We start from the raw sequence: 26289 nt of genomic DNA, 5'->3' as shown, positions 1-26289 counted from the left end.
TTTGGGTTATGGATAAGGAAAGTAATTTCACATCACCTCTATTATTGCTACCATACGCGCGCATTGCAGCCCATACGCTACAGTGCTTTTTATTCTTTAATAAGAGTTTATACAAAAATGAATGCCGTTGTATTTGATGCAATTAAAACCCTTCTTGATGAAGGTAAAACCCCTACAGTTGCGCTAACAAAAAGCAAACTATCACAACCGATGCCAATGCCTGTAATTATTGCAGCTGTTAGTCAGTATAAAAACAATCCGGATTCAATTAAAAATTTCATTAATAACCCGTCAAATGAACATGTTAGTGCGCCAAAAGAAAGTCAATTAGATCGTATTGAAGCAAAACTAGATAGGTTATTAGCATTACTTGAGAAAAAATAATGTTTGTTGTCGATCTGACTTTTGATTGCTACCAAGATACCACCCTAGAGCTTGCTGAACAGGCAATAAACCGCCTTGTGAATGCATTGCGATTTAATGGCCAAATAATCGGTGATGAATTCCCCACTGTTTTAAAAGATGGCTATTTTATTACGCGTGTTATGTGCCCAACCGAAGATGCGATGCACCCGCTTAACAACAGCCCGTTTGTTAAACACAGCATAGAGCAACTGCACTCGGCGGGATTGTTAGCGCCTAAAGTGAAAGTGATCGGCCAAGATATACATTCAAATGGGGCTGACGCGTGTCAGGACCCATCGTGTTATATTTTATACACCACTTATGTGCATACCTGCAGCCCACTTTATTGTGGTGATGACTTTTTGCCTGTCCCCCTGTTTCGTATTCCAGCCATTGCTAATGGTGATTACAAAACACTGATCAAATGGCAAGAAGACTGGCAAGCATGCGATCAAATCCAGATCAATGGCGCTACACGCTGCGAGTTTCCAGCCCTTGAGGAAATGGCGAGCACACAAAGTGATTTGTATCGTCGTGGTAAAGACATTACTAAGCGAATAAGTTATTTGACTAAAAAACCTGTCTACTATTACTTATATCGTGTTGGTGGTATTGATAAAGAATCAGAACTCAAACGACGTTGTCCTAGCTGTGATGGTGACTGGAAACTGCCTGAGCCATGGTTTGGCTTATTTGATTTTAGATGTGAGCCCTGTGGCCTTGTATCGAATATATCGTGGGATTTTCAGTAAACATAAGGGGCATACAGCCCCTTTTTGTTTATTAAACTATACCAATGCAATGCGCTTAATTAATACCACTGTGCTTAATTAAGTGGTCTATTTTGAGGCAATAAAACCGCATTGATAACAAGGCAAAAATGTCGTTTTTTAGGTGTTGCTCTGCATCCATGCAGTCGTAAATCAGACATTTTTAACGCAGGTAGCAACAAGTTTAATCCCTCAAAATAATTAAGTATTATTGCAGGTTGGTATTAAACCGTTACCATATCTAAAAACTCACTAATGCTGTTAGCAAGTACATGGTGCGGTTTTTTGCCCACGTATTCTAAACACACCTGACCGTTTTCAACTAACACCGTAATCAGCAAATCATCTTGCTCTGTGAGGCCAATAAATACGGTCTCAGGCTGTTTTAACTTACGTTTCATAAGCACATGCCCGGTAATATTTTGTTGCAGGCGGCTAAAATCGTCTTCATTCCATGCTTGTAATAACTCAATATGATGATCGTTTATATTTAACAGCACGTTGCCTGCATAAAGGTGACCAAATAACGCATTTAACCCTTCAGGGAAGCGAAGCTCAAGCGCACTGGCTAGGTCATCTAAAGAACCTGCTGGCTGCTGCGCAACGGCACGCCATTGAATTAAACCTTGCTCGTCCACTTCACCGTGTTCACAAGGACTTGGCCAAGCGGTGTCATGTTCAATGACAGGAAGCTTTCCTGTACGCTCTAGGCATTTTTCACTAAATGCTTGGTGTAACTTATCCAGTTTTGAAGAAACAGACATACTGCGAAACTCATTAGCTTTAGGTATAATGCCGTTATTGTAACCACAAAAGTGTAAAGATGACAGATTACAGCAACTCCCCCGAACTGAAAAACAGCGTGCTTGGTAAGTCAACGGACTATGTTGATACCTATACACCTAGCTTGTTGTTTCCTATTGCCCGTAAACTAAACCGCGATGCACTCGGTGTGAGCGAAGATAACTTACCTTTTAAGGGCCAAGATATTTGGACAGGCTATGAATTATCATGGCTAAATAGTAAAGGTAAGCCGATGGTTGCTGTCGCTACATTCGTGTTTCCTTGCCAAAGTAGTCATATTATTGAATCAAAGTCATTCAAGCTTTATTTGAATAGTTTTAACCAAACTCGCTTTGCATCGACTGAAGAAGTGCACCAAGCACTTACACGCGATTTGTCAGCGGCAGTGAATGCAAACGTGAACGTTACTTTGTATCGTGCAGATGATCATAATTGCTTACCATTTAGTGCGCTACCGGGTGAGTGTATTGATGATCTCGATATTGAAATATCAAGTTATGACATTGATGCAACATCACTTTGCCATAGCCATGATGAAAAGGTATCTGAAACCTTACACAGCCACCTTTTAAAGTCGAACTGTTTAATCACCTCTCAGCCAGATTGGGCCAGCGTGATCATTCGTTACACCGGCCAAGCAATCAGTCACGAAGCCTTATTAAAGTATTTGATTTCGTTTAGAACTCATAATGAGTTCCACGAACAATGTGTTGAGCGTATTTACTGTGACTTAATGCAGCACTTAAACATTGATGAGCTTGAAGTGTATGCTCGCTATACACGCCGAGGTGGTTTAGATATCAATCCTTATCGCTCGACGAATCAAGACATAACCCCCTTTAACGTGAAAATTAATCGCCAATAAGCAAAACTCAAGCAATAAAAAACCGAGTAGAACTCGGTTTTTTATTGCTTATCTAATCGTTAAGCAGCATTGCAGAAGAGATTAACGCGTCGATTTCTTTTTTAACAGCCCAGCTTCGTTACTCATCGTTGAAGATCGCAACATACGTTGGTGTTGTATTTGATTTACTCGCGCGATACATGCCAGCAGTATTAAACGGCAAACTAATATTGCCTTTCGTATCAATAATAATTACACCGCCAGTGCCACCAACAGGCATTAATACATCGTGGATAACTTCGTTACCCGCTTCAGCAATCGTTTTACCTTGGTATTTCACACGTGCGCAGATATCTGCGGCAACGTTGTAGCGAATAAAGTACTCGCCATGGCCGGTTGCCGACACAGCACACGATGCATTTTCGGCAAAGGTGCCCGCACCAATCACTGGCGCATCACCAACGCGTCCAAAGCGTTTAGCTGTCATTCCCCCTGTTGAAGTACCTGCCGCAATGTTGCCATTTTTATCTAGTGCAACGGCACCAACCGTGCCCATTTTGTAATTAACAGGTAACGCTTTATGTGCTGCTTGGTAATCTTTACTGGTCACTTTCTCTTTATCGAGTTTTTCTTTGGCTTTTAGTAAAGCTTCATATCGGTCTTCGGTATCAAATAAATTATTTTCAACCAATGGCATGCCCTGAGTTTTTGCAAACTCTTCGGCTCCTTGGCCACTTAACATCACATGCACCGATTTTTCCATCACTAAACGCGCTAGATTAATGGGATTTTCAATATGCTTTACACCAGACACGGCGCCGGCTTGACGAGAACGGCCATCCATAATTGACGCATCTAATTCGTGTGTCCCGTCGTAGGTATATACCGCACCACGCCCTGCATTAAAATAAGGTGAATTCTCAAGTACATTGATTGCCGCAGTGATGGCATCTAAGCTTTCTCCGCCTTTTTCTAACACAGAATAGCCTGTTTCAACCGCCTCTTTTAATTTTGCACGGTAGGCTTTTTCTTGCTCTGGGGTAAAACGGCTTTTCTCGATGGTTCCCGCTCCACCATGAATGGCAATAGCGAATGGTTGCTCTGCTGAGTAAGCAAACGTGCTTGTCGTTAACGCACTGAATGCAACGATTGAAGTGAGTAATGTTCTTAGCATAGTGGGCACTTAAATTGAGTGTAGTTTGTAAGCCCAATGTGAATAATTTACGACTGTTTTTCAAGCTTTAACCGACGAAAGAAACAAAAAAAGCGCCTAACGGCGCTTTTCTGTTTGCTGTTTAAAATTAAGCTTTAGCCGCTTTTAAACGCGCTAAACGTGCTACTTGATGAGTAGACGTTAAGAAAGAGTAGATAGGTGCTAGGTAACCACGTTTACGAAGGTCTAAGAACTCTTCATCGCTTAATGAGTTAAGTTTTTTCTCATCAACCAGGTAGATACCGTTAATGTCTTTCTTCTCACCTTTGATTTCTACTGTTAGCGTTTGTGCTACAAGTAGTTCTTTATCTGCAAGGTATTTAGTGAATGCTTCAGTTACTTGAGAAAACTCGATGAAAGAAACAAGCGCTTCTTTACGACGTTTAAGGTACTCAGTTTCTTCACCATTTTCGAAAAGTGCATTACCAGTTTCTTCGCTAACTAAAGGGCTTGCTTCGTCGATAACGATGCCAAATTGATCAGCTTCTGGGTGCTTAACAAGACCCAGTGGGTAGCGAGTCATTGCCATTGGTGCAAATGCAGCTGTCCACTTGTCGTCTTGAATGAAAAGGTTTTCACCTGGCTCTAGACCAAATAACGCAACGGCTTGAAATTGACCTGACTCGTTGTTTTTAACAAATGCCATTGGGAATTCATTTGCGATACGTGCAAATTCGTGTGCAACCACAGGAACTAAATGCTGAGTTTTCATGAACTCAATGTTGATGCCGTTTTGAATTTTAGTGTTGGCATGTTTTTCGTTATGTAAAGGCTGTACTTGTTGCTCCGCCATGATACTGCTCCATTAAATTTTATAATATGTTTTTTGCTGTTAGTGCCCAAAGCCTATAGGTTTTGGCAACAAAAAGGAAGTGAAAATTTTGTGGCAGTTTGTACATTATTAATTAACAAACCGAGCTGTTTTTACTTACACTTTAAATTGACTAAAAAAACAGCATCAATGAAGTAAATATTGTCACGCTTAAGTAATTATTTTTGTTAGTATATTCAATAAATAATACTATGTTTACTGAGCCTATAATGGAAAGTTATCAATTAAATAAGCACTATAAAACACAAGTCATTCATATTAATGAAATCAACGACAATGTAATCATTATTGATGACTTTTTATCCAGCTTAGCACCTGTTTATCACTTTGCATCAGAGGTTGCCTATTTCCAACCTCCAGGGAGCGACGGTACATTATACCCTGGTAAGCGTGATGAAATGCCCGCCCCTTATTATCGCGTTTTTGAACAATTAATGGCAGAGTTAATTGATAAAGGCATATTAGTCAGTGGCGAAAACTCCCTTTATTTACACAAGTGTAAACTCTCTATCGTGACCCAAAAACCAAACGAGCTTTCGCCGTTACAACGTATGCCACATATCGATTCAACCGATGACAAAACATTCGCTGCGGTGCACTACTTATCAGGTAAAGAATGGGGAGGAACTGGTATTTACAAGTATTTACCTGCAAACGTAATTAAAGTGGGCTCCGATAATAAAGAGATAATTTTTGAAATGATCAATGACATGCAGCAATATGAAAGTACGCATCAAGGTTATTTAAATACCAGTACAGAGTTATTTGAAAAAGTGGTCAATATTGAAGCTAAAGAAAATCGTGTTGTGATCTATAAAAGCAATTTACTTCATAGCGCTGCCATCATTAAAGCACCAACAAATGAGCCCACAATAGGGAACTGTCGGTTAAGTATTTCATCTTTTTTTAGAATTGACTAAAACCCGAGGTGGCCATCAATTCATAAAATTAACAGCCAGTTATATGTACCTGATATAAATTAGTATTTTTGCATGCCGAACATTTTAATTTTGGCTAATAATGCCCGGTGTGTCGGTAACTCGGCTAGTAGCTGATTAACACGTTGTTGCTTTAACTGAGTTAATTGTTCATGTGCCATATTGTCAGAGTGACCTGTGTTTAACGTCGGCAAATATTTCATACCGAAAAGCACATATAAATAGTTTTCAAGATCAAACAGATCAAACTTGCTTTCGAAATCTTCGCGTTGCGGTGCAAACCGCTGCCAACGCGCTAAATTATATTTAAGCTTATCTGATATCTGTGTTTTATTTCGGTTTTCACGCCAAAAGCCCGAATCAGTACGATCGGAGACACAGTAGTGCATTTTTATAAAATCAAAAGTTTGTTCCCATACATAATTTACTTGGCGATTATAGTCATCTGCGATTAAAGCGATATCGGCTCTGCACCGAGGAAAACGTTTTGAAAGTAAATTAGCAGAAAAGTCAGCGATGAGTATCGCCGTGGCTTCTAGGGGCTCAACAAAGCCTTGTGACAAACCAATAGCAACACAGTTTTTATGCCACATTTTTTCTCGCCGTCCCACTTTAATCGGTATTTTACGAGGAGTAAGGTGAGTAAATTGATTACCTAAATAGCGATGCAACTTAACTAAAGCCTGTTCTTCCGTCATGTACTTTGATGAATAGACTAAGCCAACCCCTCTTCGCTGTGTGAGAGCAATATCCCAAATCCACCCGGCTTGGTGTGCAGTGGCAATAGTATAAGGTGGGATTTCTTGTTCAGGATTGGTTGGAACTTGAATCGTAATTGCAGTATCCGTCAATAAGTAGTCTGACTTATCGATATACCCAACGCCCAGCTTCTGACCAATAAATGCCGCGGAAAACCCTGAACAATCAATAATAAAATCAAACGCTGTGGCGTTTCCATCAGTATCAATAAGCTGAGTAATGTAGCCATCTTGGTCTGTTATTACTTCTTCAATTTCAGCATAACGATGCTTAACTGCAAATTGTTTCTGCGCATGACGCCCTAAAAAAGCAGCAAACTTCTTCGCATCAAAGTGATAAGCATAACCATTAACTCCTGCATATTCTGGCGTGGCAATTGTTTTTGGTGCCAGGTTATGCTCGCAACAGGCATGTTGCTTTGAAACAAATGAAGCATAGTCTGAATCACTACTTTGTCCGAGCCATGCGTCGGTTAATTGCTCACCGAATACATGAGGGTGATCAAACAAGTGATGATAAAAATTACTGCCATGTTTTGATTTATCGAGCCAATTCACGAACTTTATAGACTGCTTAAAGGTCACATCGCATTCATTTATAAAGTCAGTTTCACTTATACCGAATTTTTTTAGTGAATTGCGCATAGAAGGAACCGTGCCCTCGCCTACACCTATCGTTGGAATTGTGGGTGACTCAATTAGGGTAATTTCGATACCAGATCCAACGAGAGCGTGACCCAAGTGATTAGCTGCCAGCCACCCTGCAGTTCCCCCGCCGACAATTGCGATTCTTTTAATCATTATTAACTCGCTATCATTTACACACAAAAAAGCCCAGAACACGCTGGGCTTTATAGTTTCGTTACCTAACTTAAATTAGAAACGAAGTGATACACCTAGCTTATAGCGTGCTTCACCTTCGAAGCTCCATGCTGGGTAGCCATTACGAAGCTCAGGAACAACTTCAGCATCTGAAGGCGCAACACCAATTTGTACGCTATCTTCTTCAGTTAAGTTAACAGCTTCAAACGTTACGTCAATGTTATCTGTCACACTGTAGTTCGCACTGAAATCAAGTGTGCCGTAAGATTGGTGTTCACGGTTACCGTAGAAACCAGGAAGCTCACGGATCATATACTCTGAACGCCAGTTATAAGCTAAACGTGCTGAGTACGTATCTGTTTCATAGTAACCTACTAAGTTAACTGTGTGCTTAGACGAATCCGAGAATAATGGAATCATATCAGGGTAATTTTCAGCTTCTGATGGTGCATCTACAAATGTATAGTTTGCAGAGTAACCAAAGCCACTGTCGAAACCATCTTGGATTTGTAGCTCGATACCTTCGATTTGACCGCCACTTGCATTTAGCTTAGTTGATAAAGTCCAGTTGTCGCCTTGAGTATCTGGGTCAACAACACCAATTTGTTGATTCAAGATTTGGCTTGAAGTCACGAATGAAGTGATGTCTTTAAAGAAGTAAGTTGCACTTACCATACCGTCGCCATCAAAGTACCACTCGATACCTAAATCTGCTTGTGTTGCTTTGAATGGATTAAGACCAACGTTACCTTTTGTTAGTACTTCGTTATTTGCTGTGCCATCTGAGTAACCTGCAAATGATGATGCAGAGAACATATCAGTGTAATTAGGACGCGCAATAACTTGTGCAGCAGAAGTACGTAAAATAACATCTTCAGCAATATCGAATGCAATATTGATACTAGGTAAGATATCGTTATAGCTTGCTTTATCTGTGCTCAGAGTGCTTTCGTATTCACCGTTTGCAAAGCCATAATAATCTGATTCTGCATCTGTCGAGATATAACGTAAACCGAAGTTACCGCGAATAGATTCCGCAGAGAATTCAGCCATTGCGTAAACTGCAAAGTTTTCTTCTTCGATAGTGCCGTAACCTGAACGGTATACTGCTGAATCATTATCAAAACTTGAAATTGCTGCACGTGCATCTGCAACCATTTTGTCAAAGTCTGGTTCAGGTAAAGTAAAACCAGCGCCTGATGACATCGTACCAGAGTAATATGTCTCGCCATCACCACTTGGTAATGTATCAACTAACGTTGTTGAATAAGTTTCTTGCTTAACTTCGTGGTCAGCCCAGCGGAAACCTGTTTTAATCGCAGTAATAGCACCAAACTCTACAGGGAAAGAAAGGTCGAACTGTGCGTAAGTTTCTTCATCTGTGTTAGGTTGCTTTTTAAGTGCCCAACCAGCTGGCGATAATGGACCAGCAAAGTCTGACGCTTCAAAGTATTTGTTATTAATATCAATTTTGATTACTTCGCCCGTTGCATCATATGTACCGGCATAATCAGATGGAACACCAATAAAGTTTCCATAGTTTGCAGTAAGATCTGTACCACCTTCAGACTCAGTTGTACCTAAGCGACCTTTTAGCGTAAAGTTTTCACCTTCATATTTAAGGCTGAAATCGGCTGTATCAGATGTCATGCTAGCGATACGTGCCCACGTTTGAACCCAACCTGGGTTAGCGCCTTCGCCTGTACGACGATAGAAAGTACATGTACCTGATGCATTTTTTTGCTCACATGCTGCTTCTTTATCGTCTGGGAACATTACGAAGTTTGAGGTATTTGCGTTGTTTGCATCTAACTCAAGGCTCATAATATTTAAACCTAATTCTAGGTTTTCTGTAGGACGGTACTGGAAAGTTGCATTTAATGCAGTACGCTCACGCTCTTGTTGGAACGTTGTAGGAACAATATCACCCCAACCGATTAGTGACTCAATACCGTTACGTTGATAGTTTGTTTCAGCCCAAGACACTGAGCCTAATAGGCCAAATGTTTCTTCATCATTTTTCCAGCTAAATAAGCCAGAAACTTGTGGATCTGTTTCTTCAGAGATTGTGCCGTAATCTGCTTTCGCACTTAAGAAAGTTGTACCAGCATCAAGGTCAAGCGGTTTACGAGTATTAACAATTACTGTACCACCAACACCACCTTCAACAATGTCTGCTTGAGATGATTTATACACTTGAATTTCACCAACTAATTCTGGTGGTAAAAGTGTGTAGTTAAAGCTACGGTCGATTGATTGCTGATCATACCAACCTGTCGATGCAACAGTTTGACCGTTTAAAAGTGTACGTGTTAATTGACTAGACGCACCACGAATAGAAACTTGCTGACCTTGACCGAATTGACGGTTTACGGCAACACCCGAAATACGGCCTAATGCTTCACCCACGTCACCATCTGGAAATTTACCGATGTCTTCTGCTGACACAGCATCGACAACGCTGTCAGCAAAGCGCTTAGTATTCATTGACGCTTCAAGTGAACGACGAATACCACGTACTTCAATAACTTCAACGTCTTCTTGAACTTTTGTTTCATCAGCTGCATATGCAGCACCAGTGAACCCGGCACTCATTACAAGACCGATATTAACTGCTAATAAGCTTTTCTTAAAATTTTTAGCTAACACAGGATTCCCCTTGAATCATTTTGTTGGTTTTTATATCACTTCTGCCCAGTGATGATGACAACGCTGTCATCTAGTAACAAACCATACACTCTAAATTACATTTGTGCTACATCTTTTTGGTGAATTTGTGCAAAAAATTGGCAACAAATAAACAAAGTTATTGATATAGAAGAAAATTAATTATTAGATATTTAAGAATTGTTACATTTAAACGGCGCAAATATAACATGAGTAATGAGGCTGATGACAAGTCACAAATGATAACTTTGTGAAATTGACATCATTTTTTGGACTTTTTTGTAAGCTTAACTTGCCAGTGACCACTTATTAACCATAACAAAAAGTTATAATAAACCACTGTTTTTACAATATGTTAGAATTAAAAAAACGTACTATTTTGGAACAGCACTGTCACTGGAAAAGAAATGTTAACTTTTTTCAGGGCAGAAAGAGTCAAGGGTTATGATAATAAAAATCAATATCAATGACAGCGTTGTCATTTTTAAGTATAACGAGTCATTCTTACGATGTCTATCGTTTTTATATTTTGTTATTGAAACAAAAAAGCGAGCCTAAGCTCGCTTTAAATACAGAGATGTTGATTAGAAACTAAGGTGCCCAATAAACTTCAATATTAATTGTTGGATGGTTAAGAACTGCTCTAAGTGGCATGTCTGCAACATCACCACCCTCTTTCGCTTGTTTGTATACAGCCAGTTTTTCTTCACCACTGATCAATAGCTTAACCACTTTTGAATGAGCAATCGCTGCAAGCGTTAATGTCATTCTTTCAGTAATTTTACCTGTCACATCACTTTCAATCGCATTTATTGCACACACCAAATCATCAGTGGCAAGCCCATGCTCTAATCCATCAGCGTGTGGAAACAACGATGCAGTATGGCCATCAGGCCCCATTCCCAAAATGGTTACATCAAATGGGCGCTTTAATGTCTGATAAGCAGCTTCACATTGAGTAACGCCATTATGTGCTGTTAACGCATCATTTTTCATTGTAATGAAATTAGCGGCTGCGCCTTTGTTTTGCAATAAGGTGCTGTTGATAAATGCTTCGTTACTTTTGTCATGTGAGGCATCAACCCAGCGCTCATCGACCATTGCAACATCAATATTTTGCCAATCAAGATCAAGGTTAGATAAATGCTTATACGCAGGTGCAGGTGAAGAACCACCCGATACCATTAATACAGCACGGCCATCATCTTTAATGCCTGCAACTAAACGTTGCTCTAAACTTGCTGAAAGCTCAGCTGTTAATTCGTCTTTGCTTGCAAAGAATTTTTCAACAATTGTAGCCATCTTAATTATGCCTTGTCGCCAGTGTTAAACCATACATGGTTATTTTCTTCGAGTAGCTCATCTGCATCTTCTGGGCCCCAGCTACCTGCACGGTATAACGATGGTGCCCCTTTTTCTTGCCAGCGTTCGATAATTGGATCAATCCATTTCCACGCTTGACGAACTTCATCACGATGGATGAAAAGTGATGGATTATTTGCTGCTGCATCTAACATTAAACGTTTATAGGCATCAGAATGGAAACCATTGCTGTAAGCTTGTGATAATTCAATGTTCATTGTCACTGGCTCTAATTGCATTTCAAGGTTATCAAGACGCTTCGACATCAAGGTTAACTGAATTGTTTCTTCAGGTTGTAGTCGGATCACTAAGCGGTTCGGCTCAATATTTCCGACTTTATCGCTGTACACATTGTGCGATACTTTTTTGTATTCAACGACAATTTCAGCACAACGCTTCTTCATGCGTTTACCTGTACGAAGATAAAATGGCACACCCGCCCAACGCCAGTTGTCAATGTGTGCACGAATAGCAACGAAAGTTTCTGTTTTACTTGCCCCTTCGTTTAACTCTTCTAAATAACCAGGGACGATTTTACCGTCAAGGTTACCTGGTACATATTGTCCTCGAACAATATTTGCATCAACATCTTCTGCAACCAATGGACGCAGTGATTCAAGTACTTTTAATTTTTCAGTACGAATGCTATTCGCTGTTAATTTATTTGGTGACTCCATCGCCACTAAGCAAAGTAACTGCAACAAGTGGTTTTGTACCATGTCACGCAAAGCACCTGCTTTATCATAAAAACCAGCTCGGCTTTCAAGACCCACAGTTTCAGATAAGCTAATTTGAATATTGTCGATAGACTTTGCATCCCACATATTTTCAAATAATGAATTTGAAAAACGCAGCGCCATTAAGTTTTGTACGGTTTCTTTACCTAAATAATGATCGATACGGAAAATTTGCTCTTCAGTAAAATACTCAGCGATTTTGGCATTAATTTCTTCTGCAGACGCACCGCAATAACCAATTGGCTTTTCTACAACAACACGTGAAGTTTCCGTGATAAGCCCTTTTTTAGATAAAATTTCACAACAACTACCGTACACGGCAGGAGGAAGCGAAAGATAAAAAACACGAGACTTGTCGGTATCGTGTTCATCTAAAATATCTCTTAATTTATCCCAGTCATCATCGGCTTCTGTCACATTAGAGACAACGGGTACTAAATATGCTGAAAAGGCTTTCCAGTCTTTTGCGTTAAACTCGCCTTTTCCTAAGAAGTCTTGTAATGCTTTGTGCGCAGTTTCTATGTATTCTTCACATTTGCTTTGCTCACGTACGGTAGGAAGGATACGTGAACCTTGAGGAAGGTTGCCCTCTTGATAAGCGCGATACATGGCAGGAAGTAATTTGCGTAACGCAAGATCACCACCGCCCCCAAAAATTACGATATCAAATGGATTTAGCATATATCACTCTCTACATTGGCAATGCCATTTAGTTCACTTCATGTTGTATGGCAGTGCGTATTGTTATACGGATGATTTGGCCGTGTTAGCAGGTTCCCTTAACAAAGCCTGTTGAATTTTTTTGTAAGTAGCTTACTCATTATTCTTATAGTGTGCTGAAGTAAATGAGTCTTAGGGGCTCTGTAAATCCTCTCACAAAAATACAGGCCCTAAGAACTCCAGCGCTACCCGTTCAAAGGTATTTTTTTTGCAGCAATGCTGCGAATCTGTTACTGCTTACGATGTGTTTTGTAGTAAGCGATCAATCCGTTGGTTGAGCTGTCATGAGGATGGCTCACTGAGTCATCACATAATTCAGCTTCAATTTTAGAGGCAAGTCCTTTACCTAGTTCAACGCCCCATTGGTCAAATGAACAAATTTCTAAAATAATGCCTTGGCAGAAAATCTTATGCTCATAAAGCGCAATTAAACGACCCACTGTTTTTGCATCTACTTTGTCTAGTAGCATTGACGTTGTTGGGCGATTGCCTTGATGAATCTTATGATTCAGTAATTCTGCAATTTCGGCTTCAGATTTACCTTTCGCGGTCAAATCTGCTGTTACTTGCTCTGCATCGACACCGGCCATCATGGCTTCTGTTTGTGCAAAGAAGTTTGATAATAAAATATCATGGTGTTTGCCAACATTCACTTGCGGCTCAATTGACGCAATAAAGTCAGCTGGCACAATCACATTACCTTGGTGTAAACATTGGTAAAATGCGTGCTGGCCATTAATACCTGTCATACCCCAAATGATTGGAACGGTTGTATACGGTACAGTGTCGCCTGCAAAGTTAACATGCTTACCGTTACTTTCCATTTCACCTTGCTGTAAGTACGCAGGTAGCATATGCAGTGCTTGATCATACGGTAAAATAGCGTGCGACGTATGACCTAGAAAGCTTGTATTCCACACACTTAAAAGTGCCATTAATAAAGGAATATTAGTTTCAAAGTCAGCATTTTTAAAATGCTCATCAACTTCAAACGCACCTTCTAATATCGCTTCAAACGCGTCGAAGCCTAGGTACAACGCGATTGGTAATCCTATCGCACTCCATAAAGAAAAGCGACCACCGACCCAATCCCACATTGTGAATACGTTTTCATCAGCAATACCAAATGCAGCTGTTTTTTCTAAATTTGTGCTGACTGCTACAAAGTGCTTAGCGATATGCGCTTGTGCCTCTGCCGCTTGTAAAAACCACTCAACAGCCGTTTTAGCATTCGTCATCGTTTCAGACGTTGTAAATGTTTTCGAAGAAATCACAAAAAGCGTGGTTTCTGCGTCTAATTCTTTTAAAACAGATGCAATCTGTACACCATCAACATTCGATACATAATGCACGTTTAACGTATCGTCAGCGTAAGCGGCCAATGCTTCAGTTGCCATTTGCGGTCCTAAGTTAGAACCCCCGACACCAATAGCGACAACATCTTTCACTGCTTTGCCAGTGTAACCACGCCACTCACCGCTGCGCACCTTATTTACAAAGGTCTTCATTTTAGCCAGTTCTGCGTTGACTGCATCGGTCACATTCTCACCATCAACCACAATAGCCGTGTTTGCACGATTACGAAGAGCGGTATGAAGTACGGCACGATCTTCAGTGATATTAATTTTTTCACCACTGAACATTTTTTCACGCCATGCACTCACATTGCACTCTTTGGCTAATGAAATGAGCTGCTCAAAAACCGTTTTATCAATATGTTGCTTTGAATAATCAAATAATACGCCTGGGATTTGAGTAGAGAATTGTTCGAAACGCGCACTATCTTCGGCAAATAAATTTTTAAGATGAATTTGTTTCATCTTCTTTGCACTTTCTGACAGTGCTTGCCAACTAGCTAATTGCGAACGGCTGCTCATAAACATAATCCCCTAAAAACTTGCAACAAACTGATTTAAAACTATCTTTTTATTAATTTAGAATAAAGACAGCAACTAAAAACACGAAGTAAAATAACACTAAGTTAAAATGACAACGCTGTCAATGTTCTACTTTTACATTTTATAGTCGAGATAATAGCGCAATTTTTCTCTTTTGACACCGGTATCATAAAAATTATCTCAATTATTTTACTGCTAATTTGGTAGAACATTAGATACACTAAGCAACTTATATTAAATATTAATGTACTTAAGTAAGAAAAGCGTGCAGGAGCACATCTTTCGAGTAATATTATAATACAATTATAACGAACTATAAAGTAACCGTATGAAAGTAACCATAAATGATGTAGCTAAACTTGCGGGTGTTTCTATGAAAACCGTTTCGCGAGTGATCAATAAAGAGCCATCGGTCAGAAAAAAAACGTATGACATCGTGATGGACGCTGTTAATACGCTTAACTACCAACCTAATCTTGCAGCTCGAAATCTTGCGGGTACATCTTCTTTCACTGTCGGCTTAGTGTATGACAACCCGAATGCCTATTACGTTATCGATATGCAAAATGGGGTTTTATCTCGTTGTAAAGAAGAGGGCTATGAACTTGTAATCCACCCATGTAGCTACACCGACAGCAATATGGAAGCAGATTTTAAGACCATGATAAAACGCTCTCGTTTAGCTGGTTTAGTCCTCACTCCCCCACTATCCGAGCAAAATAGTATTATTGATATGCTCGATGAAATGGGTATCCACTATGTGCGTGTATTATCTGGCCGCCCTACAGACGAAGACCAAGATACGTGTATTTATGTGAACGATTATGCAGCTGCGTATGAAATTACTGCTCATTTATTATCGCTTGGTCATAAAAACATTGGCTTTTTATGCGGCGACAAAGAGCATAAGTCAACCACTGAGCGCTTAGAAGGCTATCAAGCTGCGCTAAAAGATCACAACATCGCGCTCAACAATGCACTGGTTTATGAAGGCCAATATTCATTTGAATCAGGCGTTGAAGGAGCCAAAGCGTTACTTGGTGAGAACAACCCACTGAAAATTACTGCGCTTTTAGGCGGAAACGATGAAATGGCAGCCGGTGCGTTGTTCGCGTCTCGACTAATGGGAATTGAAATTCCAGAGCAATTATCAATCACCGGGTTCGAGGATTCACCATTCTCGCGCCAAACATGGCCTAAACTAACAACCGCGCATCAGGCTAATGATGTGATTTCACAACATGCAGCGCGCCTGTTATTCAGAAAAACACGTGGTGCGCGCAATCAAGATAAAGACATTATTACCACATTCACCCCTTCGTTGGTGATACGTGAAAGCTCAGGGCCTAACAGCGCCTCCTGATAAAACACATCAACTATACAAAAGCCGCTATAAATAGCGGCTTTGTTTTTTTATAACTCAATAGTGCTGTGTCGCGCTAATACCTATTCGCTTAATTCAGTGGCCTATTTTGAGGCAATAAAACCGCGTTGATAACAAGGCAAAAATGTTGTTATTTAGATGTTCTCGGCAATTGCTTCTGCATTGCTCTGCATACATGCAGTCGTAAATCAGGCATTTTTAACGCAGGTCGCGACAGGTTTAATTCCTCAAAAATTAAGTATTATTGCTGATTGGAATTGATCAGTGCGAGTCCGCCATTCAAGTTATAAACATGTTCAAACCCTAATTGCGATAAATTATTTGCAGCCTGCTTTGAGCGATTACCGCTGCGGCACACTAAAATATAATTTTTCGCTTTATCGAGTTGTCCTTGCACTATCGCATTTGCCATACGGCTCAATGGAATATTGATAACTTTCGCGTTCTCAACATTAAATACCTCAGCAAGATTAGCCACACCATGTTCGTAAGGTTCACGGGTATCAATCAAATAGGTTGCTTGATCGGCTAACATAGCTTTGGCATCCGTTGATGTAAGCTGTTTCATTGGCGTGCTTTCAAGCACATCAACGTAGCCACACAATGGGTGACTTGTGTGCTGCTTTTGTTGATCGGCTTGCTGCTTTAATTCAATAAATTCAGCCTCACTTAACTGCCCATTAAGCAACGTCGCTAATAAAGGAGTCGTCGCTTTTTGTGCATGCCAATCCATCGCAAAGCATTGCTGGTAATCATGTCCCGAGCAAATCAGCGTAGTATCATCAATCAGGGTAGCGAGAGATTTTAATGATTGCACCATTTGTGCCGTATCACTGCCACTAATTACTGTGTTACCTAACCCACCAGGAAGAATTAAATCACCGCAGAAACAATAGCTAACATCATTTGTTAGGCTATTTTCGAGTAAATAGCTCACACTGTCTTGGCTGTGACCCGGTGTCGCAACTTTACGTAAACGCGCGGTATTAAGTGGTATTGTTTCATCATTAACAGGCCAGCCTAATTCGTCTGTTTCATTGCCTACGTACTGCTCTGCTAGTTCTTTAGCAAGTAAACAGCGAGCAGATAAGCGTTCTTGATGTTTGTGTGTATCTAAAATAGCTTTAACTAACAAACCTTGTGTTGCGACAATTTTAGCCATTCGCGGTATCAGCTCAATAATTGGATCAATCACAACTGCGTGCTTATTGCTATCAACGTATAACCAACAACACGCCGCTTGATGACGTAATTGAGTCAAACCAATTGCACAGACCTCTTGTTGAGGTGAAGTGCTGTCCGAAACCACCAAGCAATTTGCTTCAAGAATAGGTTTAAGCGAGCGGATTTTATCGCAGGCATAATTAATTTCTTGCTCGGTTACCGCTGGACCAAATGACATCCGAATTGCATTTTCACTCTGCCAATCAGATGCGCCCATTGCATCAAGTACAAAGCTGCGATTCGCACCAGAGCTACACGCAGAACCGCCACTAACACGAATACCCGCAGCATCAAATAAGTCCATCACCTCTTTGCTGGTTAATTCGTTCACAGCAAAATTTAATGTCGTTGGCACTGAATACTCAAATTCATGATTAAACGTAATACTGCCAAACGTATCAATCAGTGCTTCATGCAGCTGCTTGCGAAAAGCATGTAACTGCTCTAGTGGTTTAAAGGTGTGATTATCTTTATCAAGCAATAACGAAAACAACTCGTTCAAGCCAGCAATACCCGGTAAGTTTTCTGTGCCAGAGCGCATGCCGCTTTCTTGACCACCACCGGCAATAAACGGAGTGTATGCACTGCCTTTACGAATATATAGCACCCCAATGCCTTTGGGTGCATACAGTTTATGGCCAGAAAAAGGCGCATAGTCTATTGTGGTTTGGCTTAAAGCCAAACGGGTTTTACCTAAAGCTTGAACACAATCGACCATCCAAGCGACGCGCGTGTTTTCACTGCGGATCACTTGCTCGATAGCCGCTAAGTCTTGAAACACACCCGTTTCATTATTGACTGCCATAGTGCAGATCATTAGAGCATTTGCAGCATGCTTGCGGATGAACTCATGATCTAAAATGCCGTATTTATCAACCGGAATAGCCAACACTTGCGCATTAATATCCAGCACATTGTTCCAGTGCTTTAGTGTATTTGGAACCGCTTTGTGCTCTGTGGCGCCATAAAGCAACACTGGATTTTCAATTTGATGATTTTTTGCCGCTATTAATGTCGATACAACAGCAGTTTGAATACCTTCAGTTGCTCCCGAGGTAAACAATATGTCGCCATCAGACGCCCCAATCACATCACGTGCTTTGCTTCGCGTTTGTTCTAATAGATATTTTGCTTGAATACCTGTGATGTGTGAACTCGATGGGTTACCAAAACAGACTTGCATTGTATGAGACACTACATCTGCAATTTGAGGAAGTACCGGTGTCGTTGCGTTTGCATCTAAATAAATCTGCTGATTAGCATCGTCTGGAAGAAAAAAATTTGCCATGAAAAACGCACCATATTACTAAAAGATATATCTTATAACCTATTTTACATTTTTCACGTGTAAATTATAATAATCAATTAGTCAGTAAAGTGCGTTTTATATAGCTTTTAATACTAAGCTAGCTAGGAGTAAGGTCGACCTGCTTTGATGACCAGGCATTAATTAGTGCTTTAACAAGCGACGCCAGCGGTATCGCAAAAAACACGCCCCAGAATCCCCATAAGCCACCAAAAAATAAAACCGCAACGATTATAAATACAGGATTCAAATCAACAGCTTCCGAAAATAACAGCGGAACTAACACATTGCCATCGAGCGCCTGAATAACCCCATAAATAATAAGGATTGTCCAAAATTGAGTCTCTAAACCAAATTGGAATAGCGCAACAGCCGCAACCGGAATCGTCACCAAAGCAGCGCCAACAAATGGAATAAGCACCGATAAGCCCACTAAAACGCCAAGTAATGCTGCATAACGTAAATCAAGCACCGCAAATGCAATAAATGAAGCAGTACCAACAATTAAAATTTCAAACACCTTGCCACGAATGTAATTCATGATTTGCTGATTCATCTCTTGCCATACTTGGATAATAAGGCGGCGTTGTTTTGGAATTAATCGTTCAGCACTTTGTGTTAATTCTTGCTTGTCTTTAAGCATAAAGAAAACTAACAGTGGCACCAAAATCAGATAAATAAGCCAAGCAGCCACATCTTTTAACGACGTTAACGAAACCGACAGCGCAAGTTGACCAAATTCAATCACTTTTGCTTCAACGCTACTGACTATCGACTTAACTTGTTCAGAGGTAATTAAACTGGGGTAATCTTCAGGTAAATGTAGCAGCAGTGCTTTCCCTTTTTCTATCATGTAGGGGGTTTCTTGCACTAAATTACTGGTTTGCTGCCAAAGTACAGGCCCCATTCCAATTAAAATCATGATCATCAAGCCGCTAAATAACAGCATCACTAAAATAGAGGCCGTAAAGCGCTTCATGCCTAGCTTTTCTAAATGAACAACAGGCCAATCAAGTAAATATGCAATGACCAGCGCAACCAGCACCGGCACAATAAGAGAGCCAAAAAAGTAAAACAGCGCCACCGTTGCAATTAGCAGCAACAATAAGGTGACCGAATGGGGGTCGGAAAATTTATTTTCGTACCAAGCTTTTACATATTCAAACACGAATTGGCTCCACAATGAGTACACCTAATTTTAGGTCAATTTTAAAATGGTAATGATGTTTTTCTAAAAATCGCTGCATATCCTCACTCGACTCAGCAGCATTAAATGTAAAAGTAACTGATTGATTGGCAGATACTGCCTTATTTAACCCTAATTTAAACTGAATAAACTGTTGCGGGCATTTAAATGGCCGCAAATCACACATCAACATAACGAATCAACTACGTAATTTATATGAATAATAAGTATTAGATCACAGCACTCATTAAAAAATAAGTCTTTATAATGAGCAATAAATCATTTTTTTCTTAAAACACGCAAAGCAATAGTTTATCCTTATCGGATACCGGATAGTAAAGGAAACACGATGCCTGGCTCGCATAATAAAGCGCAATTACCAGCGAATCCAACTCTTAAAGAGATTAATTGGTTTAAAAAACAAATAAACTGGGGGGAATTGCCTCCATTTTATCACATGGTGGCATCTTCGGTCAGCGAATCGGAAGGTATTTTAGATCATGGTTTTGACAATGCAGTAAAGCGGCTTATCGACCCGCGAAATTGGAATCTTGATATACTTGATGGACACGAAACAGAATTAGGCGAAATAGTGTGTAATAATAAGCCGCGCCTTGCTTTGCACCAAAGCTTCACGGACCGAGGGTTCGAGCTGTGGGCTTATCCTTATGCAAAAGATGTCACGGTCGATCAGTATATTAAAGATAATCGCTTTATGGAGTTTCGTGTGTGGGATCCACATACTATGAAAAATCTGATTCGTATCAATCAGCTACATAAATTTATTGCATTTTACTTTGAACGAGGCGATAAAGCAGATAAAGCACTGATCCTTCATGCTCATAAAGTTGTGCATAAAATCATAACTTTTTTACAACGGGAGTTGAACGTTGTTAAGCTAGATGGAGTCACAATAAAAGATTTCTATCAATTGTGCGAAAAAGATAGCCGTGCATGCAGCGACGAAATTGATATAGCCAAAGTCATGCTAGGTGAACAAATCAACAAGGAATAAAATGCGAATAAAATCAGCCTTTATTACACTATGCAGTGCATTATTAACGTTTTCGATACTGCATAGTGAGCCGTTGAAGGCACAAACAAATTTTAAGCTTCCAGATTTAGGTACCTCAGCACTGCAAGCATTGCCGATTGAAAAAGAGCAAGCAATCGGCGAAGTTATGATGATGCAAATTCGCGGCTCATCCCCTGTCGTATCTGATCCGGTACTTGATGAATACCTCACCACTTTAGGCCGTCGATTGGTGGCCAATGCCAATGATGTGCGTTTCCCCTTTTCATTTTTTTGGATCGACAACCCCGAAATAAATGCGTTTGCTTTTTACGGTGGTCATGTTGGTGTACACACGGGTCTCATTGCACAAGCCGATAATGAAAGTCAATTTGCCTCAGTACTAGGTCACGAGATTGCACACGTAACACAACGCCACTTAGCGCGTCGTATTCAACAACAACAAGACAATAATGCTTTAACCATTGCCGGTATGATTGCAGGTATTTTAGCAACCGTCGTTGCTCCCGATGCCGGTATTGCTATTATTTCAGCTAACCAAACACAAGCGGCATTTAGCCAACTAACACACAGCCGAGCTGCAGAACAAGAGGCAGACCGTATTGGTATGCAAACACTCAATAATGCCGGCTTCGATCCGCGCCAATCGAGTGAATTTTTAACTAAACTGGCTGCACAAATTCGTTACAAGTATAAGCCACCGGCGTTTTTGTTAACTCACCCATTACCTGAAAGCAGGGTGTCTGATGTTCGCCTACGTGCCGAGCAATATCCAAAAAAACATTTCGAAGACAGCCTCGAGTTCAATTTAGCAAAAAGCCGAGTTATTGCTCGCTATTACCAGAAATCAAAAGCTGCTGAAGACTTATTTCGTAAGTTAATGCGTGAAAATACCGTACACAACACCGCACTGAAATACGGATTAGGCATTAGTTTGTTAGATCAAAAAAAGCTGGATGAAGCAGCCAATATCCTTGAGCCTTTACTGAAGGAAGACCCTAAAAACCTATTTTATATCGACACCCACACTGATTTACTTATTGCACAAGGCAAAGCCGCTGAGGCTGTGACGTATTTAGCAAAACTGGATGTTGATAGGCCAAACAATCAAGTAATTACCCTAAACTACGCAAATGCAGCAATTGAAGCAGAACAATACGAACTCGCTGAGCGTATTTTAAAATCGTTTTTATTAGCAAAGCCAGAACATAACTTAGGGAAGCAATTAATTGCCTCTGTTTATAAAAAACAAGAAAATATGGCGTCATATCATGAAGCAAATGCCGATGTACTTGCCCAGTATGGAGCCTATTTAAAAGCCGCTGACGAAATTCAAAAAGCGCTTAATTTTGTTGAGCCTGAAGAGCTCGTTAAGCAACAACGCTTAAAAGCACTTCTAACACAATATCGTCAACTGCAAAAAGAACTAGCGAGACTTTAAGTCTCGCCACGCTTGCCCTAAAATAAACCAAATTCATAAATTTAGAGAACACACCATGTCTGTTACTATTTATCATAACCCACGTTGTTCAAAGTCACGTGAGACACTTGCCCTACTCGAAAGCAATAACGTACAACCTACCGTGGTTGAATACTTAAAAACGCCACTTGATGAAGCGCAAATCGCAACGCTTGTAGACCAGCTTGGTTTTTCTTCTGCGCGAGAATTAATGCGCACCAAAGAAGATATCTATAAAGAACTTGATTTAAAGAACGAGCAAGATGAAAGCAAACTGCGTGCTGCAATGGTTGCTAATCCTAAATTAATTGAGCGTCCAATTGTTGTAAATAACAACAAAGCAGCCCTAGGTCGTCCACCTGAAAACGTATTAAGCGTGCTTTAATGACAACCAATATTGTTGTTTTATACCACTCAAGCCATGGTTCTTTAGAAGCTATGGCCCATGAGATTTGCGATGCCATTGAGCAGCAAGGGGCAAACGCCTTATTGCGTACGTTTGTACAACGTCAACCGCACGACATCTTGATCAGTAAAGAGGATTTGATTAACTGTGATGGCCTTGCGTTTGGCACTCCTACACGCTTTGGTATGATGGCCTCACAAGCAAAAAGCTTTTGGGAAACAACCAGCGATTTATGGCTTAAAGGCCAGCTGATTGATAAACCTGCTTGTGTCTTCTCGTCATCAAGTAGTATGCATGGCGGAAACGAAGCCACACTGCTTAATTTATCATTACCACTGTTACATCACGGTATGATGTTGCTTGGTGTTCCCTATGACGTACCTGAACTGCTTGGCACCGAAACAGGGGGTACGCCTTATGGCGCAACACATGTCGCGGGTAGTAATAACAGCAATATTCTAAGTAAAGACGAAATAAAAATTTGTCAGAGTGTTGGAAAACGTCTGGCACTGATTGCGAGTAAATTACAATGAGCTCAGAGTCTGAGTTAAACCACCCTGTAGCCAAAAAGCCGATTACAAAGCGTTTTCAACGTTTTGCATTAATTGGTTACATTGGTTTATTAATTTTAATGCCAATTTGGTTGTTTTTAATTGCACCACGAGAAGGCCACAGCAACGCATTTATATTTGTTGTTTATATTGCGCCATTGCTATTGCCATTAAAAGGAATTATTCAAGACAAGCCCTACACCTACGCATGGGCTAACTTTATTGTCATGTTCTATTTTATTCATGGCTTTACCTTGCTTTGGGTAGCCCAAGATCAGCTTATTTGGGTGTTACTTGAGTTAACCTTTGCAAGCCTCATGTTTATTGGTTGCACTTATTATGCACGCCATAGAGGGCAAGAGTTAGGATTGAAAATTCGTAAGCTCAAAGAAGAGTTAGCAGAAGAAAAAGCCGCCCACGAAAGCGAGTCTAAAAAATAGCAAAAACGGCAACCAAGGTTGCCGTTTTTTATTGAAATAAAAGCGGAAACTCCACACTTCTATACTTATCCCAATTCAATTCGGTTAATTAAATGAGCAGTGTTGAGGCTAAATCGTCGCTGATAACAAAGCAAAAAAATCGTTATTTAGTTGTTCTCGGCAATGGTTCCTGCATTGCTCTACCTCCTGCATCCATGCAGTCGTAAATCAGCAATTTTTAACGCAGATAGCGACAGGTTAAACCCTCAAAATGATTAAGTATTATTACGAATTAATGGTATTAAACAAGCTCTGAAAGTGTCGCTAATGCCACAATGCTTGCCAAACCAACTTGTGCGATCAAACTAAACAACGAAAACATACGCAGTAGAAAGAGTCCCCAAGGGTGGCGTAAATGTGGGTAAAGCGCGCAACGCTTTAAGCTCGTTGCAAAGAAAAAGCACATGATGGCAAGCAAGGTAAAGCTCAGCGTTAATTCACTTTTTATAGCAATGCTATCATCAAAAAAGAAGAACAACTGCACAGGGAAAAGCAAAGTGACGATGGCATGCAGCAAATGCACTTTTTTCACACGTTCGAACTGCCCTTCTGGTGAAAGTTCTTTAATCCCAAAATCGCGCTCTAGGCATTTTACCAAGTTATCTGCTTTTATACTGACGGCTAAGCGATAACAACTTAAACCTTCGTTATTACGGACACGAAAATCAAACCCCGATTTTAACAAAAACACTAACAAAGGTTCACTTTGGGCAAACACGGCATAATGTAATGCGGTATTACCTTTGTTATCTTGTCGCGTTTTATCTTGATGTTCGAGTATCGTTTCAACAACATTTACGTAGCCTTTTTCTATCGCCCACATAAACGCTGTTTTACCGTTTTCGTCAGCAAGTGTGCCTGTTGCCCCTTGCTCAATAAAGCGCTTTGCCATTGTTTGCTTTGCACTTTCATGACTTAAATGCGCTAACAGCGCTTGCTCAAGTAACGCGACAGAATCAACGTCTGGCGAGACCAACTTCAATAACGTAAAGTAGTCTTCCCCTTGCGCGACTTTATCTGCTGCAAGGCTGGTTAAGTGTTCCAGGTCAGCAACCGTTTCAGGGATAAAGCCACTAAGACGGTCTCTAAAATCCACTTCAGTCCACAGCTCAAGTACGTCTTGTGCAGACATTTTTGCACCTTGATTCAGCACATGCTCAATCACCGTAAAATAACGACGATTGAATAGCTGGTGAATAAGTGTAATCGGTGTTTTAACCGCTGATTGCGCAAATGCACTGGCGTATTTTTCAAGACGCTGGCAGAGCATAAGTACAAGGCTTTCTGGGGTGTAATCGTTGTCTAGAAAATGCGTTTTCATTGCATTTATATAGTGCTGCGCAGATTCATCAAACTCAGAAATATGCTGAAAGTAGCACTCTTCAAAAGGCTCAAGCGGTGTTAACCAAGTAAGGTAATAAATAGGTGGCAGAACCGTCGTGCACACACCGTCATCTTCATTTGTTGAACGACATGCAGGCCAAGCTTCTAAAGCATCTAAAATATAAGCCCCGTTTTGCTCAGCTAATCCTTTGATCAGTAACGGGTATTCCTTCGGCCAAATCAGTACATTTTCCATTAAAAAAACACAACTCCGCTGCACATTATTCGAGGTCTTATTAAGCACTCAGTTATAACAAAATATAACTGACACTGAGCTTAATATTGCGACCAAAAAACGAGTATCTTGACAGATACTTAGGTTAATAAGAAAAGTAGCTTGATTCTACCACAGAGGGTACGAGGTGCTAGCGCAAAGTAGGTGATTTTTAAAGAAAATAGAAAAGCAGTGGCACACACACGGAGCACACTGCTTGGTTGGAGACTATATAAACTTATTTACTGGCTAATTCGTGTGTTACTTGGTCGATGCCTACTTGGCTAATGCGTTGCAATACTTCTTTTTGCTTTGCACTTAAGAGCGAAATACCTTCAGCAACGATATCGTAAACTTTCCATTGCTTGTCTTTGCCTTGACGCAACTTAAAGTGTAAATCAATGGCTGGGGCATTATCATCAACAATTTGCGTTTTCACTGTTGCATAATCACCATCGACTAACTGAGATTGATCGAAAATAACTTTTTGGCCAGTGTACTTCATAAGCGCACCCGCATAAGTCACCGTTAAATAATGCTCAACAGCAGCAATAAACTCAACAGCCTGTTCGCGGCGTAAACCTTTAATATGCTTACCTAGCAGTTTGTAAGATACAAATTTAATATCCATGTGTGGCAGTAAACGTTGCTCTACAATACTGCTCATTGCTTCAGGGCTTGCATCACCTTTGGCATTCACATTGGCGATATCAACAAATAAATCGGCTGTTACTGATTCTAATAACTGCTTTGGCGAACTCACATTACTGGCGCTTACACTGGCCGTAAAGAGTGTTGCAATTAGCAAGAATGAATTAACTAATCTGGTCATTGTGTGTGCTTCTGGATCAAAAAATTTTCGCTAATATACCGATTACTACCCCAAAGAAAAAG

General features: G+C 40.4%; 22 protein-coding genes. 10 read left to right on the top strand and 12 right to left on the bottom strand.

Going from position 1 to position 26289, the window contains the following annotated elements; translation table 11 throughout:
• Positions 1-117 precede the first annotated feature (117 nt).
• Positions 118-384, top strand: coding sequence for a hypothetical protein (locus D0907_RS05995; protein ID WP_036969583.1), 267 nt, complete (start codon positions 118-120; stop codon positions 382-384).
• Complete coding sequence (locus tag D0907_RS05990) at positions 384-1157, top strand: Zn-ribbon-containing protein (protein ID WP_036969585.1); 774 nt, start codon at positions 384-386, stop codon at positions 1155-1157. Before D0907_RS05995 ends, D0907_RS05990 begins: the two co-directional genes overlap by 1 nt.
• Before the next feature lie 242 nt (positions 1158-1399).
• Here the strand turns inward: D0907_RS05990 and syd are convergent, their stop codons facing one another.
• On the bottom strand, positions 1400-1939 hold the full coding sequence (gene syd / locus D0907_RS05985) for a SecY-interacting protein (protein ID WP_118844162.1): 540 nt from the start codon (positions 1937-1939) through the stop codon (positions 1400-1402).
• A gap of 59 nt (positions 1940-1998) precedes the next feature.
• Here syd and queF point away from each other — a divergent pair, with 59 nt between their 5' ends.
• The gene (gene queF / locus D0907_RS05980) at positions 1999-2844 is read left to right on the top strand and encodes an NADPH-dependent 7-cyano-7-deazaguanine reductase QueF (RefSeq protein ID WP_118844161.1); all 846 of its coding nucleotides are present in this window, start codon (positions 1999-2001) and stop codon (positions 2842-2844) included.
• 118 nt (positions 2845-2962) lie between these two features.
• Here queF and D0907_RS05975 read toward each other — a convergent pair whose 3' ends face one another.
• Positions 2963-3997 carry an isoaspartyl peptidase/L-asparaginase family protein gene (locus D0907_RS05975; RefSeq protein ID WP_118844160.1) on the bottom strand — a complete coding sequence of 345 codons (1035 nt, stop codon included), beginning with the start codon at positions 3995-3997 and terminating at the stop codon, positions 2963-2965.
• A 127-nt stretch (positions 3998-4124) separates the two neighbouring features.
• Entirely contained in the window at positions 4125-4829 is a 705-nt protein-coding gene (locus D0907_RS05970) for a SapC family protein (protein WP_036969596.1), read from the bottom strand.
• A gap of 248 nt (positions 4830-5077) precedes the next feature.
• Here D0907_RS05970 and D0907_RS05965 point away from each other — a divergent pair, with 248 nt between their 5' ends.
• Positions 5078-5788: a DUF6445 family protein gene (locus D0907_RS05965; RefSeq protein ID WP_118844159.1), complete on the top strand. Its 711-nt coding sequence runs from the start codon at positions 5078-5080 to the stop codon at positions 5786-5788.
• Between the two features lie 59 nt (positions 5789-5847).
• Here D0907_RS05965 and D0907_RS05960 read toward each other — a convergent pair whose 3' ends face one another.
• From D0907_RS05960 to pgi, 5 genes are all read right to left on the bottom strand, one after another.
• Complete coding sequence (locus D0907_RS05960; RefSeq protein WP_331272824.1) at positions 5848-7365, bottom strand: tryptophan halogenase family protein; 1518 nt, start codon at positions 7363-7365, stop codon at positions 5848-5850.
• Between the two features lie 75 nt (positions 7366-7440).
• A complete protein-coding gene (locus D0907_RS05955) occupies positions 7441-9981 on the bottom strand; it encodes a TonB-dependent receptor (protein ID WP_180311623.1) in 2541 nt (846 codons plus the stop codon).
• A gap of 663 nt (positions 9982-10644) precedes the next feature.
• Positions 10645-11355, bottom strand: a complete 711-nt coding sequence (gene pgl, locus D0907_RS05950; protein WP_118844157.1) for a 6-phosphogluconolactonase — start codon at positions 11353-11355, stop codon at positions 10645-10647.
• 5 nt (positions 11356-11360) lie between these two features.
• Positions 11361-12833 carry a glucose-6-phosphate dehydrogenase gene (zwf, locus tag D0907_RS05945; RefSeq protein ID WP_036969609.1) on the bottom strand — a complete coding sequence of 491 codons (1473 nt, stop codon included), beginning with the start codon at positions 12831-12833 and terminating at the stop codon, positions 11361-11363.
• Positions 12834-13102: 269 nt separating this feature from the next.
• The gene (gene pgi / locus D0907_RS05940) at positions 13103-14749 is read right to left on the bottom strand and encodes a glucose-6-phosphate isomerase (protein ID WP_118844156.1); all 1647 of its coding nucleotides are present in this window, start codon (positions 14747-14749) and stop codon (positions 13103-13105) included.
• 349 nt (positions 14750-15098) lie between these two features.
• On the opposite strand from pgi, the gene D0907_RS05935 reads away from it, so the two are divergent.
• Positions 15099-16133 carry a LacI family DNA-binding transcriptional regulator gene (locus tag D0907_RS05935; RefSeq protein ID WP_065979782.1) on the top strand — a complete coding sequence of 345 codons (1035 nt, stop codon included), beginning with the start codon at positions 15099-15101 and terminating at the stop codon, positions 16131-16133.
• A gap of 262 nt (positions 16134-16395) precedes the next feature.
• On the opposite strand, the gene D0907_RS05930 is transcribed toward D0907_RS05935, so the two are convergent.
• Together D0907_RS05930 and D0907_RS05925 are read right to left on the bottom strand one after the other, a co-directional pair.
• On the bottom strand, positions 16396-18666 hold the full coding sequence (locus D0907_RS05930; protein WP_118844155.1) for an aminotransferase class V-fold PLP-dependent enzyme: 2271 nt from the start codon (positions 18664-18666) through the stop codon (positions 16396-16398).
• A 118-nt stretch (positions 18667-18784) separates the two neighbouring features.
• Positions 18785-19852 carry an AI-2E family transporter gene (locus D0907_RS05925; RefSeq protein ID WP_036969615.1) on the bottom strand — a complete coding sequence of 356 codons (1068 nt, stop codon included), beginning with the start codon at positions 19850-19852 and terminating at the stop codon, positions 18785-18787.
• Positions 19853-20219: 367 nt separating this feature from the next.
• Between D0907_RS05925 and D0907_RS05915 the strand changes: the two genes are divergently transcribed.
• From D0907_RS05915 to D0907_RS05895, 5 genes are read left to right on the top strand one after another with little or no spacing between them, the layout of a single operon-like run.
• On the top strand, positions 20220-20885 hold the full coding sequence (locus tag D0907_RS05915; protein ID WP_036969618.1) for a hypothetical protein: 666 nt from the start codon (positions 20220-20222) through the stop codon (positions 20883-20885).
• 1 nt (position 20886) lies between these two features.
• Positions 20887-22344, top strand: a complete 1458-nt coding sequence (bepA, locus tag D0907_RS05910; protein ID WP_036969619.1) for a beta-barrel assembly-enhancing protease — start codon at positions 20887-20889, stop codon at positions 22342-22344.
• A gap of 55 nt (positions 22345-22399) precedes the next feature.
• A complete protein-coding gene (gene arsC, locus D0907_RS05905) occupies positions 22400-22747 on the top strand; it encodes an arsenate reductase (glutaredoxin) (protein WP_074988597.1) in 348 nt (115 codons plus the stop codon).
• Positions 22747-23301: an NAD(P)H:quinone oxidoreductase gene (wrbA, locus tag D0907_RS05900; protein ID WP_118844154.1), complete on the top strand. Its 555-nt coding sequence runs from the start codon at positions 22747-22749 to the stop codon at positions 23299-23301. The genes arsC and wrbA overlap by 1 nt, the downstream gene beginning before the upstream one ends.
• A complete protein-coding gene (locus D0907_RS05895) occupies positions 23298-23759 on the top strand; it encodes a DUF2069 domain-containing protein (protein ID WP_074988599.1) in 462 nt (153 codons plus the stop codon). The genes wrbA and D0907_RS05895 overlap by 4 nt, the downstream gene beginning before the upstream one ends.
• 280 nt (positions 23760-24039) lie before the next feature.
• On the opposite strand, the gene D0907_RS05890 is transcribed toward D0907_RS05895, so the two are convergent.
• Together D0907_RS05890 and D0907_RS05885 are read right to left on the bottom strand one after the other, a co-directional pair.
• Positions 24040-25377, bottom strand: coding sequence for an ankyrin repeat domain-containing protein (locus tag D0907_RS05890; protein ID WP_074988600.1), 1338 nt, complete (start codon positions 25375-25377; stop codon positions 24040-24042).
• A gap of 256 nt (positions 25378-25633) precedes the next feature.
• Entirely contained in the window at positions 25634-26227 is a 594-nt protein-coding gene (locus D0907_RS05885) for an MlaC/ttg2D family ABC transporter substrate-binding protein (RefSeq protein WP_036969635.1), read from the bottom strand.
• Positions 26228-26289 lie beyond the last annotated feature (62 nt).

It is taken from the genome of Pseudoalteromonas lipolytica, assembly GCF_003515105.1.
GTDB classification, from domain to species: domain Bacteria; phylum Pseudomonadota; class Gammaproteobacteria; order Enterobacterales; family Alteromonadaceae; genus Pseudoalteromonas; species Pseudoalteromonas lipolytica.
This window is presented reverse-complemented; position numbering and strand designations above follow the sequence as displayed.

Excerpts from the sequence above, each read along its gene's own strand:
- D0907_RS05885 (WP_036969635.1), bottom strand. The coding sequence starts at position 26,227 with ATGACCAGATTAGTTAATTCATTCTTGCTAATTGCAACACTCTTTACG.
- D0907_RS05995 (WP_036969583.1), top strand. The coding sequence starts at position 118 with ATGAATGCCGTTGTATTTGATGCAATTAAAACCCTTCTTGATGAAGGT.
- D0907_RS05935 (WP_065979782.1), top strand. The coding sequence starts at position 15,099 with ATGAAAGTAACCATAAATGATGTAGCTAAACTTGCGGGTGTTTCTATG.
- D0907_RS05915 (WP_036969618.1), top strand. The coding sequence starts at position 20,220 with ATGCCTGGCTCGCATAATAAAGCGCAATTACCAGCGAATCCAACTCTT.
- bepA (WP_036969619.1), top strand. The coding sequence starts at position 20,887 with ATGCGAATAAAATCAGCCTTTATTACACTATGCAGTGCATTATTAACG.
- D0907_RS05960 (WP_331272824.1), bottom strand. The coding sequence starts at position 7,365 with ATGATTAAAAGAATCGCAATTGTCGGCGGGGGAACTGCAGGGTGGCTG.
- pgi (WP_118844156.1), bottom strand. The coding sequence starts at position 14,749 with ATGAGCAGCCGTTCGCAATTAGCTAGTTGGCAAGCACTGTCAGAAAGT.
- D0907_RS05965 (WP_118844159.1), top strand. The coding sequence starts at position 5,078 with ATGGAAAGTTATCAATTAAATAAGCACTATAAAACACAAGTCATTCAT.
- zwf (WP_036969609.1), bottom strand. The coding sequence starts at position 12,833 with ATGCTAAATCCATTTGATATCGTAATTTTTGGGGGCGGTGGTGATCTT.
- pgl (WP_118844157.1), bottom strand. The coding sequence starts at position 11,355 with ATGGCTACAATTGTTGAAAAATTCTTTGCAAGCAAAGACGAATTAACA.
- D0907_RS05930 (WP_118844155.1), bottom strand. The coding sequence starts at position 18,666 with ATGGCAAATTTTTTTCTTCCAGACGATGCTAATCAGCAGATTTATTTA.
- D0907_RS05970 (WP_036969596.1), bottom strand. The coding sequence starts at position 4,829 with ATGGCGGAGCAACAAGTACAGCCTTTACATAACGAAAAACATGCCAAC.
- D0907_RS05890 (WP_074988600.1), bottom strand. The coding sequence starts at position 25,377 with ATGGAAAATGTACTGATTTGGCCGAAGGAATACCCGTTACTGATCAAA.
- D0907_RS05955 (WP_180311623.1), bottom strand. The coding sequence starts at position 9,981 with ATGAGTGCCGGGTTCACTGGTGCTGCATATGCAGCTGATGAAACAAAA.
- arsC (WP_074988597.1), top strand. The coding sequence starts at position 22,400 with ATGTCTGTTACTATTTATCATAACCCACGTTGTTCAAAGTCACGTGAG.
- queF (WP_118844161.1), top strand. The coding sequence starts at position 1,999 with ATGACAGATTACAGCAACTCCCCCGAACTGAAAAACAGCGTGCTTGGT.
- D0907_RS05990 (WP_036969585.1), top strand. The coding sequence starts at position 384 with ATGTTTGTTGTCGATCTGACTTTTGATTGCTACCAAGATACCACCCTA.
- D0907_RS05975 (WP_118844160.1), bottom strand. The coding sequence starts at position 3,997 with ATGCTAAGAACATTACTCACTTCAATCGTTGCATTCAGTGCGTTAACG.
- wrbA (WP_118844154.1), top strand. The coding sequence starts at position 22,747 with ATGACAACCAATATTGTTGTTTTATACCACTCAAGCCATGGTTCTTTA.
- syd (WP_118844162.1), bottom strand. The coding sequence starts at position 1,939 with ATGTCTGTTTCTTCAAAACTGGATAAGTTACACCAAGCATTTAGTGAA.
- D0907_RS05895 (WP_074988599.1), top strand. The coding sequence starts at position 23,298 with ATGAGCTCAGAGTCTGAGTTAAACCACCCTGTAGCCAAAAAGCCGATT.